Here is a 16864-nt window from a genome sequence, read left to right as displayed (position 1 = left end):
GATAAACATATATGAAAGGGGCTGTATGTATACTATTTCTCCGTTTATCGGTAAATCCCTTTGCAGCACGCGCAAAAAAGCAGTGAGAGCCCCACTGCTTTTTTGTTACGCTATGACGTTTTCATAGGCCCTCATATATTTTTGAATGTCTCCGGCGCCCATAAAGATCAGCACTGCGTCTTTATGCGCTTTTAACACGGATGTGTCATTCTCTTCAATGAGTTCTGCGTTATCGATTTTTTCCTGCAGATCCGTGATGGTGAGTTTGCCGACGTTCTCGCGGGCAGAGCCGAAAATGTCGCACAGATACACGCGATCGGCCGCGCTCAAGCTTTCTGCAAATTCATCAAGGAATGATTGCGTCCGTGTAAACGTATGCGGCTGGAATACCGCGATGATTTCACGTTCCGGATATTTTTGGCGCGCCGCCTCAATGGTAACTTTAATTTCAGTCGGATGGTGGGCGTAGTCGTCTATCAGCACCTGGCTGCCGATCACTTTTTCATTGAATCTGCGTTTGACGCCGCCGAATGATTCAAGTCCGCGTTTAATCATGTTCACGTCGATCTCTTCATAGTGGCAGAGCGCAATGACCGCTAATGAATTGAGGACATTGTGATGGCCGTATGCCGGGATGTAGAACGTATCGTAAAACGTATTGCGGACAAAGACGTCAAATGTCGTGCCTTCCGTATTTTTTACGATGTTTCTCGCTTGAAAATCGTTTTCTTCTCCCGTGCCGTAATAAACAACAGGCACATTGGCGTGAATTTTCGGCAGATACTCGTCATCACCGCAGGCAATGATGCCTTTGTTGACTTGAAGCGCCATGTTTTGGAAAGCATCAAACACATCGTCAATGTTGGCGAAATAATCAGGGTGATCAAAATCAATGTTCGTCATGATCGCGTAATCAGGCTGATAGCTTAAGAAATGACGGCGGTACTCGCAGGCTTCAAATACAAAGTATTCACTGCTTTCATTTCCTCTGCCCGTCCCGTCTCCGATAAGAAACGAAGTCGGCTTCGCCTGCTGCATCACGTGTGCCAAGAGACCCGTAGTGGACGTCTTGCCGTGTGCGCCCGTAACCGCGACACTTGTGTATTTTTTCATATATTCAGCTAAAAATTTATGATATCTGATAACAGGAATTCCTTCAGCGAGCGCCTTTGCGATTTCCGGATGAGAATCAGGGAATGCGTTTCCGGCGATTACCGTTAAGCCCGGTTTGATGTTATCGGGGCTGAACGGATAGATCGGGATATTTCTTTTTTCAAGGGCAGCCTGAGTAAAAATCTGCTTCTCGATATCCGATCCCTGCACCTGATACCCTGTATCATGCAGGATTTGAGCAAGCGGGCTCATACCTGTCCCTTTTATTCCAACAAAATGATAAACAGTCATAATCGTACCTCCAACAAACGTCTATCTGTTCCCCAGTATATGACGCTCATTTCATTTTGCGACCGCCGCGGGCGAAAAGCCCGCACAGCGGCGCTTCCATTTATTTTTACATTATCGTCAGTATCTGTAACTTTCTTTTTGATTAAACCTGCCGCATGATATTTCAGCGCGTGACAGTGATGCTGTTTGATGGTCCATCCATTATCATACCATGTTTGTGAGAAAAATGAACGATATTCTTATTCTTGAGTAATGTCAGCAGCCGTAATCAGCACTTCGCGGGGTTTGCTGCCCTTTGCTTCTGAGATCATGCCTTCAGCTTCCATCATGTCAATCAGCCTCGCCGCACGGTTATAGCCGATCCTGAACCTTCTTTGAAGGCTGGAGGTGCTGGCGCTGTTTTGCTCCACGACAAATTGGCACGCCTCAGGAAACAGCTCGTCCTCTTCCTTGAGGGCGGTTCCCTGCCTGATCAGTTCTTCCTGTTCAAACAAATAAGAAGGCGGGAGCTGCTTTCTGACATGAGAGACGACGCGGTCGATCTCGCTGTCTGAGACAAAGTTCCCCTGCAGACGCACCGGTTTACCGGTACCGTTTTCCCAGTACAGCATGTCGCCTTTTCCGAGCAGCTTTTCCGCCCCCGCCATGTCGATAATCGTTCTGGAATCGACCTGACTTGAGACGGAGAATGCGATCCTCGTCGGGATGTTCGCCTTGATCATGCCGGTAATGACATCGACAGACGGACGCTGTGTCGCGACTAGGAGATGAATGCCGCAGGCTCTCGCTTTCTGCGCGATTCTGGCAATGCTTTCTTCCACATCGTTCGGCGCGACCATCATTAAATCGGCAAGCTCATCAATAACCACTACGAGGTACGGGAGCTTTTCGCCTGTCTTATGATCGGCCGTTAATTCATTAAAGCGGCCGATATCTCTCACACCTGAATGGGCAAATAGTTCATACCGCCGTTCCATCTCTTCCACAACCCATTTTAACGCTGCGGTTGCGGCTTTGGCGTCCGTGATGACGGGGCTGACTAAATGCGGAATTTTGTTATAAGGCGCAAGCTCGACCATTTTCGGATCAATCAAAAGCACTTTGACCTCGCTCGGATCTGCCTTATAAAGCAGACTGACCAAAATGGTATTGATGCAGACGCTTTTTCCCGATCCTGTCGCACCCGCAATCAAGCCGTGCGGCATTTTTTTCAAATCAATGACGACCGGATTGCCGGAAATATCGACACCGAGCGCGGCTGTAAGCGGAGACGGATTCGTCCTGAAAGCGGCGCTTCTGATCATCTGCCGTAAATCAACGACCTTGCTTACGCGGTTCGGAACTTCAATACCGATCGTGTTTTTGCCGGGGATCGGCGCCTCAATCCGAATATCCTTGGCAGATAAACTCAGCTTTATATCATCTGCTAAGTTTGTAATTTTGTTTACTTTCACTCCCGGCTCAGGATGCACTTCAAATCTTGTGACGGACGGGCCTTGTGTGACATGAACGACTTGGGCGCGCACATTAAAGTTTTTCAGTGTAACGTTTAAAAGCTCGCGCTGTTCTTCAATCCATGATTGGTCGTCATGTCTTTGCGCCGGCGGTACGTCCAGAAGCGACAGATTCGGGAAAACATAGCCCGCACCGCTTTCTGACGTCTTCGTCTGCTTGTGTTTATCGCTTTTGAGCATCATAACGTTAAACGGAACACTGCGCTCTTTCGGCCGCTCCGCCGTTTTCACGGGCTGTTCGTAATTCTTCGTTTTTTCTTCGGCAGGCGGGGCCGGGGCTTCGGCCGGCTCGATGACTGCAGATTCAGGCTCCGGTTCAGAATGCGGAGGGGCTTCGTTGAACTCAGGCTGTTCCTCTGCTTTTTGTTCCGTGTCAGCCTCAAGCGATTCAGACTGCGGCTGAACTTCCTCTTCATACCCGGGTTCTGAGTATGTATATACCGGTTCCCCAGCGGTTTCAAAAGTTTGAGCGGCTTCCGCCTCAGGCTTTTGATACTCCTCCTGCTGCGGCGCTTGTTCTTCTGTGTGTTCAGACGGCCGGGACGCTTCATACTCAGTCTCATTTAAAGGCTGCGGCTCGGTTTGTTCCAGCTCTTGTTGATCTGCATAGCCGGCAGGTTCCGTGCTTTCCGGCTGCTGCAGGTCTTTAGCCTCGCGCGGTTCTGATGCACTGTACACTTGCTCTTTTGCATTCTCAGCCTCAGTGTGCGGCTGCTCTTTTTGGGCGGCCTGGAATTCTTCCGGTTTCACAGACGGGTCCGGCCGGGTGTCCGTCTGTTTTGTCATGGCGGATGCTGTGAATGCGGGCTCTTTTTCCGTTTCCTGACCGGACTTTGGCGGAACAAATTGCTCCTCTGACAGCAATGTCACGCTCTCTTCACGCTGTTTTTGCGGATTAGGCGCTTTTTTAATGCTGTGCTGAGATTGAAAACCGTAGACCGGTGAAGGAATGGATGTCGGTTTAAAGGGCTTTTTCACCGGCTCCGGCTTTTCATATGTATGCTGTTTCCGCTCCCGCTCCGTATGCTCCTTCCCGGCGGCATATCCCCGGGACGGCTGGCGGCGTTCATGCCTTTCCTGCTGTCTTTGTTCCGTTCTCTTATAGCCGTCCGGAACGATGGGAAAGCGGAAATTCCCTTTCGGATATTCGTAATATATTTTAGGATCTTCCATGCGCGTTAATTTGCCTTCTGGCTGATCCGGTATCTGCTGTTTCGGGATTTGGGCATGTGTGTTCGGTTCATGTTCATGCTCTTCTTCTTTTTCACCTAAAAATAAGTCAAAAAATTTATTCAGCCAACTCATGTTTAATCACTCTCTAACTCCCTTATTAGTAGTCTGGGACGATATTTAGTATACCACTGCCGGGCGGCTCAGAAAAGATTAAGCTCCCAACTGAAGAAAGCCGTTAAGCAGGCCTGCTTAACGGCTTTCTCTCACATCATTCGATTCTGTGCGCTTATTTATGGGAGTTAGAATTGAAATGCTTCGCCGGCCTGGCGGCTGTCTTCAAGAACGAGAATGCCTTTTTCCGACGGTGCATCCGGCAAAGCGAGTTCTTTCGCGGAGCAGATCATGCCGCTTGACGGAACGCCTCTTAATTCAGCGTCTTTAATGACAAGCCCGCTCGGCATCACCGCGCCGACTTTAGCGACGACGACTTTTTGTCCTTTGTCTACGTTCGGCGCGCCGCAAACGATTTGAAGGGTTTCCTCTCCCACATTCACTTGGCAGATATTCAGTTTATCCGCATTCGGATGTTTTTCTTTCGATTCAACGTGACCGACAACAAATTTCGGAGAAAGGTCAACCGTCAGCGTTTCTGAAACACCGTTTCTGTTCAGTATTTCATTCACGTCCTGAACGAATGTCTCAGACAAAGCGACAGGGCCGTTGTCCTCAATCTGTAAATAAGAAGACACGTTAAAAATATTAAAGCCCGTCGTTTCTTTTGTTTCTTTGTTAAAGATTCTGACGACATCGCCTTCTCTTTCATAGCCGATTTCTTCACGTGCTGCATCTTTAAGAGAGATCAGAAGCGTATCTCCCACACCTTCTTTATTGTAAAAAGCGTTCATAAGAAAAATCCTTTCTAATCCTTTTTCGGCCGGCTTTTCGCCATGATAAACACAGGTTCCAGTCTGCCTTCATTATAGAGAAATGAAAGGGCCGTAATCGGCACCGTGCCGCTTGCAAAGAAGCTCATGGACATTTGCCCTAAAATATCATAACCCGATTCATTTCGAATGTCAGCAAGTATTAATACATCCTGATGCGGGACAGAAATCGCTAATTCGCCTTCAGCGGCCTGTTTGTATTCATGAAGAATCGAATCATTGAGAATCCGGCTGGCGTCATAGCCGTCATTCGCTCTGAAAAAATAAAAATAATTGCCCGCAACCGTATCCTGCTTTACGACCGAAGGGAGCGAGCGGAGATTGAATGATGCCGTCTCCCTGATCCGTTCTTTTGTCCAGTTTTCTTTCTCAAGCATCCGGCTGTCAATTAAGCGGTACGTCTTGCCGAGATCAAGCGCGTAGTAGATTCTGGTTTCGGCGGTATGGTCATCATACACGAGCGGAATGCCGTCGCCCGTTTGATCAGGAAATGACGTGGAGCGGATCACCGGATAAATTCCGGCTTCCTTTCCGGACATCTCCTGTCCGCTTCCTCCCATCGCCTCCATCGCTTCTGACACATAGTAGACGATCTCGTCGATCGCTTCTTCTTTTTTCGTCTCCCACTTGGCGATGATCGGCGGAAGTTCTAATGTGATGCCTTTTTTAGTCGTTTGATCCTCAACACGGAGGGTGTCTTTTTCTCTGTCAAAAAAGAAGGATCGGTTCTCGTGCTGCAGGCGCTGTTTTAATAGATCCGACAGCTTCCTCGACGTCATCTTCAAAGCCCGTGGCCTCCTTTATGCTTTAGCAAGGGAATCGGTTAAAAATTGCTCGATTTCTTCTTTTGTTTTGCGGTCTTTGCTGACGAAGCGGTTTACTTCTTTTCCTCCGTTAAATACCACAAAACTCGGAATGCCGTAGATTTCCCATTCCGCACATGTATCGATAAATTGATCGCGGTCTACGTAGTAATAAGTGAATTCAGGAAAGTCCGCTTCCAGCTCAGGGAGAAACGGCTCCACAAAGCGGCAGTCCGGGCACCAATCCGCAGAAAACATAAATACCGCCCAATCGTCCTGTACCGCTTTTTGCAATTCTTCCGTGCTTTCAATCTTTTTCATTGTCATTCCTCCATCTGGATTTTCAAGTTTTTTTGTATGCTGATGTTTGTCCAATTGGATCATACCAGACTGTTTACAGCAAGACCAACTATATGCAATATCATTATCATATTTCATTTGCATTATCAAGCAAGTTTCGTTTACCATTTTGCTTATAGCCGTACGAAAATCTGAATATGGAATAAGGAGGAGCAAAAGATGCAGTTTGTCGTATATTTAGCCGGTGAAATCCACAGCGATTGGCGGAACGAGATCAAGAACAAAGCAAAAGCGCTGCACCTGCCGATTACGTTTGTCGGACCGATGGAAAACCATGAGCGCTCAGACAATATCGGAGAAGAGATTATGGGCGAGCAGCCTGATTCTGTTTTAAAGGACGCCAGAGCCTCTGATATCAACAATTTCCGTACAGAGGTGCTGATGGAAAAAGCCGATTTTGTAATCGCCCTGTTTGGCGAGAAATATAAACAGTGGAATACCGCGATGGATGCTTCTTATGCCATAGCAAAAGGCAAGCCGCTCATTCTCATCCGTCCGAAAGAGCTGCATCATCCGCTTAAAGAGCTTTCCGGCAAAGCGAATATTACGGTGGAAACCGTCAATCAGGCGATGAAAGCACTCTCTTATTTATTTGAAACAGAATAAGCAGGCCGCCTTATGCGGGCCTGCTTATTTTTTCACACATTTTCTCTGATCGTTTCAACCGTCTGCTTGTCACTCGCCATGACCAGCTTAATGAGCATTTCTTTCGCTGCGGCATAATCATCGACATGGATGATGGCGGCATTTGTATGAATGTATCTTGAACAAATGCCGATGACGGCTGACGGAACCCCGCTGTTTGATATGTGAACCCGCCCGGCATCCGTTCCCCCGCCGGAAGCGAAATATTGATAAGGGATATTGTGCGTTTCCGCCATATCAAGGACGAACTCTCTCATCCCGCGGTGCATGACCGTCGTTCTGTCGAGGATGCGGAGCAGCACTCCCTCGCCGAGACGGCCGAACAGCTCCTTATCGCCGCTCATATCATTTGCCGGGCTGGCATCCAGCGCGAAGAAGAGATCAGGCTGAATCATGTTGGCCGCTGTCTGCGCCCCTCTCAGGCCGACTTCCTCCTGAACGGTGGCCCCGGCGTACAGGTTGTTCGGCAGCTCTTTTCCGTGCAGCTCTTTTAATAATTCAATGCTTAATCCGCAGCCGTAGCGGTTATCCCACGCTTTGGACAATATTTTCTTCTCGTTGGCCATCGGGGTGAACGGGCAGACCGGCACGACCTGCTGACCCGGTCTGATCCCCATTTTGACCGCATCCTCTCTGTCATCTGCACCGATATCAATCATCATATTTTTGATCTCCATCGGCTTTGCGCGCTGGGCATCCGTTAAAATGTGGGGCGGGATGCTTGAGATGACGCCGATGACAGGTCCGTTATCCGTCTGAACCTCGACGCGCTGGGCCAGAAGCACCTGGCTCCACCAGCCGCCGAGCGTCTGAAATCTCAGCATGCCGTTATCCGTAATCTGCGTTACCATAAATCCGACTTCATCCATATGGCCTGCTACCATAACAGTGGGCGCATCTTCAGCACCGCGCCTTACGCCGAAAACACTTCCGAGTCTGTCCTGCACGATGTCATCCGCATATTTCGCAAGCTCCCGTTTCATAAAGGAGCGGACCTGATGTTCATTTCCCGGTGCGCCGGGAAGCTGCGTCAGCGTCCGGAAAAGCGTTTTCGTTTCCTCATTCATATTTTCCCCTCATTTCTATGTAATGCTTTTATTTTATTAGAAAAACAACTGTTTTCCAAGCGGTCAGATTGAATGGGCTGTAAAACCGCCGCTTTACTTAACACCGTCTGGCATCTTCTGTATAATAAAAATACGACATAATTGGAGGTGCTTCATATTGAAATTACGTCATTTTCTCTTAGGTGCAGGAGTCGGATTATGCGCTGCCATCGCAGTGAAAAAGTATGCGATGAAACCTTATATCTCTTCAGAAAAAGCGCTCCGTATCGTGAAAGCGGCTTTTAAACAGCGCGGACCGATAGACGGATCGTGGATTTACACAGAGCCTGAGCCTTACCAGGTAAACGGAGAAACCATCCAGGTATACAAAACCGGCGTGACACGTTCGGCTTTCGGCGAGCTGGAGCAATATGAAGTCATGGTCAATGCAAAAACAGGCCAGATTGTCGATGTCATTGATTCTGTCGCCTCATAATTCGGACAAGCAAAAAATAAAGCCCAAAACCATCAGCGTTTTGGGCTTTATTCAGTTACATCGGCCGAATCCGTTTGTATACAGGGTGCCACATCTCGTCCTGCACCGTTTGGATCAGATCCTCGGGTTCCGTTTCCGCTACACCGTCCTGGATGGCCGCTTTTGCTACGGCTGCCGCTACAGTTGCCGATACCGTTCTGAGATCTTCCACTTTCGGGAGCATCGGCGCTCCTGGCTTGCCGACATCCACCATACCGGCGATGGCATTCGCGCAGGCGACAAACATGTTGTCCGTAATGAGCCTTGCCTTTGTCACAATCGTGCCGAGTCCAAGTCCCGGGAATACGAGCGCGTTGTTCGCCTGGCCGATATGGTACGTAACGCCGTTATACTCAACAGGCGGGAACGGACTGCCCGTCGTGACAAGCGCGCGGCCTTCCGTCCATTTAATTAAGTCTTCCGGTTTTGCTTCTGATAATGTGGTCGGATTTGACATCGGCAAAATAGCGGGCCGTTTAACATGTGATGCCATTTCTTTGACGATTTCTTCTGTAAATGCGCCTGATACAGTAGATGTGCCGATCAGAATCGTCGGCTTGGCCTGACGGACCGTCTCCGCCAGATCAATTGATCCGCCTTCACCGCTGCGGCTGTACTCTTTCACTTCATCGGCAGACCGGGCGTACGGAACCTGAAAATCACGCAAGTCTTTCATGTCATCCGTTAACAGTCCGTTTCTGTCGATACACCAAAAGCGGCTGTATGATTCTTCTTCGCTTAATCCGGCATGCACCATTGCTTCGCGCAGCTGCTCAGCAATTCCGATACCGGCCGTTCCCGCGCCGAAGACGACGACTTTATGTTCTTTTAAAGGCACTTTTGATGCTTTCGCGCAGGCTAAAACAGCTGCAAGCGACACCGCGCCCGTTCCTTGAATGTCATCGTTAAACGTACAGACTTTATCTTTATACCGTTTCAATATGCCGCGGGCGTTAGCCGTGCCGAAATCCTCCCAATGAAGCAGCGCATTCGGGAATGTTTCCCGGGCAAGCGAGACATACTCATCAATAAAGCGGTCATATTTCTCGCCGCGCACTCTTGAATGCTGGTTTCCGACGTAAAACGGGTCATTTAAGAGGCTTTCCTGATTCGTCCCCGCGTCCAATACGACCGCAAGCACTCGTGACGGGTCAATTCCGGCCGCTGCCGTATACACCGCAAGTTTTCCGACAGAAATGGCGATGCCGCCGACGCCCCAATCACCGATTCCCAGAATGCCCTCGGCATCTGTCGCAACGATTAAATCAATGTTTTCATTTTTTCCGAACTGCTGAAATGCGGCGCGCATTCCCTCAGGATCATCTATCGACAAATACAGACCGCGGGGTTTTCTGTACTCATGGCTGTAACGCTGGATCGCGGTGCCGACTGTCGGCGTATATACGATCGGCAGCATTTCGCCTAAATGATCATTTAACAGCCTGTAAAATAATGTTTCATTCCGGTCATGGAGAGCAGTCAAGTACACATTTTTGCTCAGCTCATCAGGCTGCGAACTGAACTGTTCGTAAGCCCGCTTCACCTGCTCTTCGATTGTCAATACCTTCGGCGGCAGAAATCCCTCGAGTCCGAGTTCCTTTCTTTCCTCTTGTGTAAAGGCCACCCCTTTATTTAAAAAAGGAGTAGAAAGAACTTCTAATCCGCGCAGAGTTGTTTTGATTTCTCCATCTGTTGTCACTTGAAATTGATTCACCTGTCTCTTCCTTTCAAAGCAATTTGTCTTAGGTTTGCTTTTATTCCCGAAATTCATACAGGTAAATCATTTGATTCCGCTTATTTTCTCTCCCGTTTGACAGACGCGGCCACTTCGCCGTTTTTGCCCCATTTTACGGCTCTGTAAATCGCGTCGTGATAGAAAATCAGCCAAGCATTTTTCTCTGCCGCGAACGCCTGCCATTTTTGCTTTTGCGGAATGGAGGTCATCGGATAGTCATCATATGCCAGCACCCATAACGGATTTTTATGCGCGTTTGTCGGCATCAGGTCAGCAAAATGCACAGCCGTTTCCCCTCCGTCTTCTAACACAATGACACTGTGTCCGTCACTGTGGCCGCCGGTATGGTGCATCGCAATGCCTTCTGTGAGCTCATACGCGTTCTCAAAGGTCTCGACCTGATCTTGTACAGCCTCCCAATTTTCTCTCCAATATGTATTTTTCGATCTGATATTAGGGTTTCTCATTTCTTGCCACTCTGTCGCAGAAGTGATAATGCGGGCGTTCGGGAAAACAGAGACAAGCTCCTCTCCGCGGTATTCCGTCAGGCCGCATGCATGGTCAAAATGAAGATGGGTCATTGCCGCAATATGAATGTCTTCACAGGAAAGCCCGAGTTCACTCAGAGATTTTTTCAGATTGGACTCCTGCGTTACACCGTAATTCCTTTTCTGCTTATCAGAGAATTTTCCTCTGCCGATCCCCGCGTCAACCAAAATATTCAGGCCGTTTTTTCTGATCAGAATCGGGTCTGTTCTTAATTCAATCTGGTTTTTGTCGTTTACAGGGTATTTTCTCGACCATAAAGGCTTCGGGACAACGCCGAACATCGCTCCTCCGTCCATATGCGTTACACCGCCGTCCAGCCATGTTAATGAAATATTCCCAATATTCAATGTCTCCATCTTGATCCCTCCTGATGTAATCGTAGCAAATGGAAGCATAAAAAAACAGACTCCCGCATCAGAGTCTGTCTTTTGTTCTCCATTCAACTTCAGCCCGGTAAATCGGCTGGCCGAGCGCGGAGAATTTTTCTTCGTATTCTGTCATAATATTGCCTTTCGGATCGCTGTTGTGCAGATCGAGACTGACTTCCTTCAGAAGCAGGCCGTATTCGGAAAAACTTTTCAAAGAATATTCAAACAACCCGCGGTTATCGGTTTTGAAATGAATCTCACCCGTTTCGCCCATGACTTCTTCGTATTTTTTCAAGAACGCTTTAAAGGTTAAACGGCGTTTTTCGTGACGGTTTTTCGGCCAAGGGTCAGAAAAGTTTAAATATACGCGCTTGATTTCTCCCCGTTCAAATACGTCATTCAGTGTTTCCGCGTCTATATTTAACAAACGGACATTGTGAGCCCCGCTGTCCTTTACTTTTTGGACGGCAGTGACGATGACGCTTTTAAACAGCTCAATTCCGATATAGTTGATATCCGGATTTTGCTTGGCCATTCCTGAAATGAACTGCCCTTTTCCCGTACCGACTTCAATATGGATCGGGTTGTCATTGCCAAAGACCGTGTTCCAACGCCCTTTAAACTGAGCCGGATCACTGATGGCGATGTCAGCGTTTTCTGCCAGAAAATCATTCGCCCAAGGTTTATGGCGCATTCTCATATGATTGACACCTCTATCTATAATTTCGAGTAACAACATACCATGAAACAAAAAGAGCCGCAAGCGCCTTTTAAAGGCTCCGGCTGCATAAAAAAAGAGGCTCCCCGGTCCGGAACACTCATGTGATGCATAAAACCGCACCGCTTTGCACAATGTATGACACAGAAAGGATGTGTATATGAATCATGGGCTTAACAAGCGAACATCAGGTCCGGTTATTAAAGGACATACTGGCCGACCACCAATTGGATTGCTGCGGCACGGTTGCCGAGTATGAACAGCTCGAGCGCGTCATCAAATCACTGATGGCTAACACCGGGCTTGATTCAAATATAAAAAACGTGCTCGAGGATGTATACCGCTACAGCCAGTCAGGCATCACGGCCGATTCCATCGACACGCATATTCAGGAGCACCAAAACCATTTGTCCCAATGGGTGGAGCAGATGGATTCGTACTCCTGACTACTTGACAATCCGCTTCATCAGGGCATGAAGCTCTTCCATAGCATCATGGTACGCTTTGTCGTTCCCTTTTGATTTGTGCCAGGCGATGAAGGTGATGGTCTCTGATAACATGTACCACGCCATCCGCAGCCGAAGCCCTTCCGTGAGCTTCATGCCGTACATCCCAAGCCAGCTGTCCCACGCTGGCTCTTCGACGTAATGATACAATAAAGGGCCGAGATCCATGGCCGGATCAGCTATCATCGCGCCGTCCCAATCTATTAAATACAGCTGGTCGTCTTCAGACAAAAGCCAGTTATTATGATTCACATCACAATGGCAAACGACTTTTTCACCGAATTGCACCTGATCCACATGAGCTTCCAAATAAGCAAGGCCTTCCTGAATAAGCGGCGAAAATTGCCGCACAGCAAAGACGGCCTGCTTCAGCTGCGACAAAAGAGCGCCCGGATCGAGCGGTTCTTTCCCCAATCTTTTCAGCATGTCAAGCAAGGCTTTCGATGTGTGGATTTTGCGGAGCAGCTCAGCCACCGGGCGTCCGCTCATATCCTTCGGCTTCAGCTCTCTGCCCGTCATCCAATGCTGAGCCGTAATAACGTCTCCGTTTTCCATCCGTTTCGTCCAAACCAGCTTCGGAACAATGCCTTCGGCGGATAACACGGCTAAAAAGGGCGAGCTATTACGTTTTAAAAAAAGCTGTTGGCCGTTATGTTTCGCATAATATGCATCTCCTGTAGCTCCTCCGGCGGGGAAGATCTCCCAATCGCTACCTAGTAATTGTCCCAACCAGTTCATATCAATGTTCAACCCATCATTTCTTAAAATATTTTAGAATAGGCCTCCAGCCTTTCTCTTTCGGCGGAGCAGCCTGTCATAAACAATTTCTTGAGAATAAAAAAGACAGCTATTGAGAGTCTCATATGCTAATCAATAGCCGTCTTATAAATTTTAGCGCTACAGCACAAACTTCGTCAAGCAAAACTAGCAAGAACACCTGTGAATTCTGAAGATTTATGCCGCAAACCGTTCTTTGCCGAGAAAGATTTGACGGGTTTTATTTTTATTATGTTTTTATTTTTAACGGCGCTCCGCCCGGCATCAGCCGAAACGGCGTCGTTCCGACCAGTTCGCCGTCAGCGTGAAACGGAATTTTCCCATCTGTTTCAAAAATGAATTCCTTCCCCTTTATCATCGTCACTCCGTCCATTTTGATATGCCGGCCAAAGCTCATCGCCCATAAAAAACGATACAGCGAGAAAAAGGACAGGTTTTCCGCAATGACAATATCAAAATCGTTTTGGCGGGGATTTGCAGAAGGCGCCGCTTTCATACCGCCTCCGTAATAAGGATGATTAGCCGCAATGACAAACCAGACATTGCGGAATTCATGCCTTTGGCCGTCTGCCGTGCAGGCAAACCGGAACGGCTGAAACCCCGAGGCCGTATGTATATGCGCAAGCGGGTAAATCACAAAGCCGAGACGCAGAAACCGAAGAACACGCGAAAACGGAAACTCCGCGGCTGCCTTCGAAACCGAGGCGTCAAACCCTATAGACAGGTGGTTAATAAAATAAAGAGATTGTGCTTTGTCATGAAAAAAGTTGATGCTTCCCCCGAAAAATTTCCGTGTGAGCGGGCGGTGCAGACCTTTGATTTCATGGAGGAGCGCCGACTTCTTAACACCGAGGCCTTTGGAAAAGTCATTGTACGAACCGGCGGGCACAAAGGTCAGTTCAATCTGATCCATTCCTTTCAGTCCGTTAATGACTTCATGCATCGTGCCGTCACCGCCGATGACAAAAAGCCGCTTCAGCTTATGATCCTGCATCATTGAAATCTGTCTCGCCAGCACTTCCGCATGCCCGGGATGTCCGGTCAGAAAGGAGCGGTGGCTGACACCGCGTCTGGTCAGCTCTTTTTGAACCGATTTCCAGACACGCCGCCCCCTCCCGCCTCCTGAGACCGGATTAATAATAAAAAACCATTGACTCATCGTTTGTTTTCACCTGCTTCATTGAAGAAGAGACAGCCTCCAAACGTCCGTTTTAATCAAGCCATTCCTCTCTCCGGTGTGAATGACTTAAGCCGTAAGACAAAAGTGCCTTCGCCGCCTTCAGCTGATGGTGCTTGATCGGCGCCGTATTTTTCCGCTGCTTTTCCAGCCACTCTGCGGCAGTCCGTTTATCGGCTATATCCAGCCCGAATGGCGGCTCCGGGTAATCAAAATAAGACGTTCTGCTGAGCAAAAGCTTTCTGACGGGAATGTCGGCCTGCTTTTCTTTTACGATTTGCGAAACGACCGAGCCCGTGCGGTTCAGGCTGAGAGACGGATTTAATACTTGGCGCGTGCTGCCGGAACCCCTCTCTTCCCAAAAACGATGTTTTGATCCGATATATACGCTGTCCTCTTCAGCTTCCATAAAAGCAGCGCAGAAAATCTCCAGCGGGGAGATGATGATGATGCTCAGCTCGACGGACGCCTGCTGGATTTGAAGAACCGGATGATACATCACAAAATACGAATCGGGCAGCTTTTGAGCAAGCATTTTTAATATCCTGTCCCTCTTGACCGCCTGCGAAAGCTCAGACTTTTGAGAAAGCGTGGAGCTCGCCCATTTTAATTGAAAGTCATACAGCTGTTCTTTGAAAAAAGACGCGAGCTCAGACTTTTGAGACGGAAGATTTCCGAACAGCGCCTCTTCTTCCTCCGGCTCATCAAACCATTGGTGCCTCTTTTCATTTATATCGGCCGTTTTTTCTTCTTTTCTCTTTTTTAAGAAAAATTTTTTTCGGGCCGGCGTTTGGCCGGTTTCACCGCCTTGAGCCGTTTCTGTTTCTTTTTCCTCCGTTTTCCGGTCAAAGGCTTCAAGGAGAGCCTCCCAGCGTTCTTTCTTCAGCCGGATAAACTGGTTCATATAATGATATGGATCGAGCTCATATCTTGAAATGCAATCGTGTATTTTGATGATCTGTGCCATGTGATTTCCCCACTCCGAATATTTGTTTATGTCAATTGAAACTGTGCGATTTCTTCGTATTTAGGCGACCGGTCAAGGTGGGTCTGAAACAGGGAAAACCGGCTGACGGCACTTTGCACCCTGCCGCTTTCAAACGGCACATCGTCCGGAAACGGCCGGTCTCCCGCCCACTTCCGCGCCATCGTCATATGAGGATGATACGGCCGTTTTTCCACTTGAAAACCGGCTTTCAAAACAGCCTGTTTTGTTTTTTCCCGCAAATCAAAGAGCCGTTCATTCCGTTCAGGTTCTAGGTGAAGCACTCTCGGCTGTCTGCGGTCGCCGAAAACATCCAGCTGCTGAAACTGTACGGTAAACGGCTGCGCTTTCGACGCAGCATCTGCGAGCAAAGGCAATAGTTTCGCAAGCCGGGCTTCATCCGCGGCCCCGAGAAAAATGAGTGTAATATGATAGTCATGCGGATGCACCCATTTTGTGAATGTTAACGCCGGCTCCTTTCTGGCTGCTTCCCAAATCGGTTCAGCAATGTCAGCAGGAATCGGAATGCCGATAAAATAATGCGGCAATGAAGCTTTCATATGAGGATCTCCCCCTCTTTTGTTATGGTGTTAATTATAAAACGGATAAGCGGAGAGGAGAACCCTGTCCGCTTATTATGATAGGATATTATGTACCGAACGTTTTATACAGAAAGGAATGAGCCGGTCTTGAAAATCGTAAACAGCACGGCGGAGCTGATCGGCGGCACACCGATCGTAAAGCTCAATCGCCTTCAGCCAGAACATGCAGCTCAAGTCTATTTAAAATTAGAATCATTTAACCCAAGCGGCAGCGTCAAAGACAGAGCGGCTTACAATATGATCATTGAAGCGGAAAAAAGCGGGCATTTAAAACCCGGCTCTGTCATTATCGAACCGACAAGCGGCAATACAGGCATCGGTCTGGCGATGAACGCGGCGGCCCGCGGCTACAGAGCAATCCTCGTCATGCCTGACACGATGACGAAAGAACGCATCAACTTGCTTAAAGCGTACGGCGCGGAGGTGGTATTAACGCCGGGGGCCGAAAGAATGCCCGGCAGCATCAAAAAAGCGAAAGAACTCGCCGAACAGATTCCGGGAAGTTTTATCCCGATGCAATTCGATAACGGCGCAAATCCGGACGCCCACCGAAAAACGACCGCGATTGAAATCTATCAGGCCGTTCAGCAGCTCAACAGGCCGCTCGGTGCTTTTGTTGCAACGGCGGGAACGGGCGGAACCATTACCGGAACCGGAGAAACGCTGAAGGAGCTTTTCCCTGATATGATTGTTCATGTCGCCGAACCCGCGGGATCCCCGGTACTGTCCGGCGGAAAACCCGGCGCTCATAAGCTGGTCGGGACAAGCCCCGGATTTATTCCCGGCATATTGAATCAGGACGTTTACGATGAAATCATGAAAATATCTGATGAAGATGCGTATACGACAACCCGGCGCCTGGCCCGGGAAGAAGGTATACTCGTCGGCCCGTCTTCAGGCGCCGCCTGCTTTGCGGCCATTGAAACCGCAAAACGCCTCCCTTCCGAACAGATCGTCATCTGTATGACGGCCGATACGGGAGAACGTTATTTATCAACGGATTTATGGTCATTTGAATGATAA

Annotated in this window: 17 protein-coding genes; 4 read left to right on the top strand and 13 right to left on the bottom strand. The window is 48.6% G+C overall.

What is annotated here, in order from left to right:
- Positions 1 to 105 precede the first annotated feature (105 nt).
- From murC to ACXN9U_RS00975, 5 genes are all read right to left on the bottom strand, one after another.
- Positions 106 to 1404, bottom strand: a complete 1299-nt coding sequence (gene murC / locus ACXN9U_RS00995; protein ID WP_016938542.1) for a UDP-N-acetylmuramate--L-alanine ligase — start codon at positions 1402 to 1404, stop codon at positions 106 to 108.
- A gap of 239 nt (positions 1405 to 1643) precedes the next feature.
- Positions 1644 to 4223 carry a DNA translocase FtsK gene (locus ACXN9U_RS00990; RefSeq protein ID WP_489202087.1) on the bottom strand — a complete coding sequence of 860 codons (2580 nt, stop codon included), beginning with the start codon at positions 4221 to 4223 and terminating at the stop codon, positions 1644 to 1646.
- Between the two features lie 167 nt (positions 4224 to 4390).
- The gene (gene ytpR / locus ACXN9U_RS00985; protein WP_438420410.1) at positions 4391 to 4996 is read right to left on the bottom strand and encodes a YtpR family tRNA-binding protein; all 606 of its coding nucleotides are present in this window, start codon (positions 4994 to 4996) and stop codon (positions 4391 to 4393) included.
- A gap of 14 nt (positions 4997 to 5010) precedes the next feature.
- Entirely contained in the window at positions 5011 to 5820 is an 810-nt protein-coding gene (locus ACXN9U_RS00980) for a DUF1444 domain-containing protein (RefSeq protein ID WP_016938539.1), read from the bottom strand.
- A 15-nt stretch (positions 5821 to 5835) separates the two neighbouring features.
- The gene (locus tag ACXN9U_RS00975; protein WP_003152373.1) at positions 5836 to 6159 is read right to left on the bottom strand and encodes a thioredoxin family protein; all 324 of its coding nucleotides are present in this window, start codon (positions 6157 to 6159) and stop codon (positions 5836 to 5838) included.
- A 198-nt stretch (positions 6160 to 6357) separates the two neighbouring features.
- On the opposite strand from ACXN9U_RS00975, the gene ACXN9U_RS00970 reads away from it, so the two are divergent.
- Positions 6358 to 6804, top strand: coding sequence for a YtoQ family protein (locus ACXN9U_RS00970; RefSeq protein ID WP_016938538.1), 447 nt, complete (start codon positions 6358 to 6360; stop codon positions 6802 to 6804).
- A gap of 32 nt (positions 6805 to 6836) precedes the next feature.
- Here ACXN9U_RS00970 and ACXN9U_RS00965 read toward each other — a convergent pair whose 3' ends face one another.
- A complete protein-coding gene (locus ACXN9U_RS00965) occupies positions 6837 to 7910 on the bottom strand; it encodes a M42 family metallopeptidase (protein ID WP_489202086.1) in 1074 nt (357 codons plus the stop codon).
- 157 nt (positions 7911 to 8067) lie between these two features.
- On the opposite strand from ACXN9U_RS00965, the gene ACXN9U_RS00960 reads away from it, so the two are divergent.
- Positions 8068 to 8385: a PepSY domain-containing protein gene (locus tag ACXN9U_RS00960; RefSeq protein ID WP_003152366.1), complete on the top strand. Its 318-nt coding sequence runs from the start codon at positions 8068 to 8070 to the stop codon at positions 8383 to 8385.
- Positions 8386 to 8440: 55 nt separating this feature from the next.
- Here the strand turns inward: ACXN9U_RS00960 and ACXN9U_RS00955 are convergent, their stop codons facing one another.
- From ACXN9U_RS00955 to trmB, 3 genes are all read right to left on the bottom strand, one after another.
- Positions 8441 to 10138 (bottom strand): NAD-dependent malic enzyme, encoded by a 1698-nt coding sequence (locus ACXN9U_RS00955; protein ID WP_489202085.1) that lies wholly within the window; start codon positions 10136 to 10138, stop codon positions 8441 to 8443.
- 80 nt (positions 10139 to 10218) lie between these two features.
- Positions 10219 to 11064 carry a YtnP family quorum-quenching lactonase gene (locus ACXN9U_RS00950; protein WP_489202084.1) on the bottom strand — a complete coding sequence of 282 codons (846 nt, stop codon included), beginning with the start codon at positions 11062 to 11064 and terminating at the stop codon, positions 10219 to 10221.
- A 58-nt stretch (positions 11065 to 11122) separates the two neighbouring features.
- Positions 11123 to 11776 (bottom strand): tRNA (guanosine(46)-N7)-methyltransferase TrmB, encoded by a 654-nt coding sequence (trmB, locus tag ACXN9U_RS00945; RefSeq protein WP_060964522.1) that lies wholly within the window; start codon positions 11774 to 11776, stop codon positions 11123 to 11125.
- 185 nt (positions 11777 to 11961) lie between these two features.
- Between trmB and ACXN9U_RS00940 the strand changes: the two genes are divergently transcribed.
- Entirely contained in the window at positions 11962 to 12240 is a 279-nt protein-coding gene (locus ACXN9U_RS00940; RefSeq protein WP_003152357.1) for a YtzH-like family protein, read from the top strand.
- Here ACXN9U_RS00940 and ACXN9U_RS00935 read toward each other — a convergent pair whose 3' ends face one another.
- The 4 genes from ACXN9U_RS00935 to thpR form a co-directional block, all read right to left on the bottom strand.
- On the bottom strand, positions 12241 to 13038 hold the full coding sequence (locus ACXN9U_RS00935) for a phosphotransferase family protein (protein WP_060965121.1): 798 nt from the start codon (positions 13036 to 13038) through the stop codon (positions 12241 to 12243).
- 268 nt (positions 13039 to 13306) lie between these two features.
- A complete protein-coding gene (locus ACXN9U_RS00930) occupies positions 13307 to 14236 on the bottom strand; it encodes a YegS/Rv2252/BmrU family lipid kinase (RefSeq protein ID WP_489202083.1) in 930 nt (309 codons plus the stop codon).
- 52 nt (positions 14237 to 14288) lie between these two features.
- Positions 14289 to 15221, bottom strand: a complete 933-nt coding sequence (locus tag ACXN9U_RS00925) for a hypothetical protein (RefSeq protein WP_489202082.1) — start codon at positions 15219 to 15221, stop codon at positions 14289 to 14291.
- A 26-nt stretch (positions 15222 to 15247) separates the two neighbouring features.
- Positions 15248 to 15799, bottom strand: a complete 552-nt coding sequence (thpR, locus tag ACXN9U_RS00920) for an RNA 2',3'-cyclic phosphodiesterase (RefSeq protein ID WP_489202081.1) — start codon at positions 15797 to 15799, stop codon at positions 15248 to 15250.
- Between the two features lie 90 nt (positions 15800 to 15889).
- Here thpR and cysK point away from each other — a divergent pair, with 90 nt between their 5' ends.
- The gene (gene cysK / locus ACXN9U_RS00915) at positions 15890 to 16861 is read left to right on the top strand and encodes a cysteine synthase A (RefSeq protein ID WP_489202080.1); all 972 of its coding nucleotides are present in this window, start codon (positions 15890 to 15892) and stop codon (positions 16859 to 16861) included.
- Positions 16862 to 16864: the final 3 nt, after the last annotated feature.

This window comes from Bacillus sp. BACIII (assembly GCF_057836745.1).
This window is presented reverse-complemented; position numbering and strand designations above follow the sequence as displayed.